General features: G+C 39.7%; 1 protein-coding gene. It reads right to left on the minus strand.

Annotation, left to right across the window (positions count from 1 at the left end; translation table 11 throughout):
• Positions 1–19 precede the first annotated feature (19 nt).
• A complete protein-coding gene (locus CL42_RS16135) occupies positions 20–1171 on the minus strand; it encodes an IS4-like element ISAbe18 family transposase (RefSeq protein ID WP_004646736.1) in 1152 nt (383 codons plus the stop codon).
• Between the last annotated feature and the right edge of the window lie 97 nt (positions 1172–1268).

A 1268-nucleotide genomic window follows, 5' to 3' on the forward strand; every position in this document is an offset into this window, starting at 1 on the left:
ATTGCTGTCCCACAATTTTTCACAAGAGGAAGCTCATTTGAGCTTCCTCTTGTTTTATGGGTATTTTATCGGGTGAAAATAAAGCTTTTAAAGTTCTTCTTTCAAACAAATTCACTTGAATTATTCTGAGTAAACGTTGAACTGTCCAACCTGTTTTTCCTAAATGTTGAGCGAAACTCACCAATAAATAGGCGATCATCGCAATCCAGATTTGTGTCTGAATTGCGTTCCTGCTGCGGCCTAGAAACGCTTTTAATTTGAGATTCTGCTTAATCGCCTTAAAGAACAGCTCAACTTTCCAACGATCTTTATAAATCGCCGCAATGGTGGAGGCGGCTAAATGAAAGTTATTGCTGAGAAAGCTAAAGTGCTTGCCACTTTGCTGATCTCTATATTCAATTCTTCTTAACACTGGGGCTTTTCTTTTTAGGGCATGTGCGCTATTCAGCTGAATGGTTTCATCTTTTAGAATACCTTTGGATTCAAGCACTGGATGTTGCTGGATCACCTGATACACAGATTTAGGCCTAAAACGTGTGACAAATCCAATGTTTTGAGCAGTCAGATTTGCATACCATTGGTAATCGACATAGCCTTTATCAAAAACTACAATGCTGCCAGCAGGAAACTGGAATTTTCGGCCTTGTACCATGTCATTTTCTTTGCCATTTTCAACTGCAACAAACTCAGGAATATCATTGCTGTGATTCAATCCTATACTGAGTTTCATGCTGGCTTTTGAGTCGTGAACTTTGGCCCATTCACATAAGGAAAGCGACAGGTCAATATGACTGGCATCCAAGGAATACAAGGGATTCTTAAAGCGAAATTTATGAGCTACTTTTGAGTGTTCATAGTATTTAAGCAACTTGTAAAATAGCTGTTGATACAAGGCAGCAGGCTGCTGCTCATTGATTCGTGCCAGTGTGCTTCGGGGAATAGACTTTGCTCCGAGATGACTCAGCTTTTCCTGTTGGCACTCCAAATTGGATTGAATATCTCTCAGACTTTGCCTACAAGAGAATTGAGACATCAATATGGCAATAAACTGATCCCACCGGGAAGCCGCTCTAAATTTCTGTCCAACATGGTGTACTTTAGCAAGTTGTTCAAAATCCTGTCGCACAACAGGTTTAATTAGCTCATGAAATACGGTATTCTGATGTGACAAAACCTGAATCCTGGTCGTTAAAGTGTTTGTTTGCACTCATATTTTAACTGTTAGGACTCAGGTTTTTTTATTTAAAGCAAACTATGGGACAGCAGTG

Source organism: Acinetobacter sp. Ver3, assembly GCF_000632455.1.
Classification (GTDB): Bacteria; Pseudomonadota; Gammaproteobacteria; order Pseudomonadales; family Moraxellaceae; genus Acinetobacter.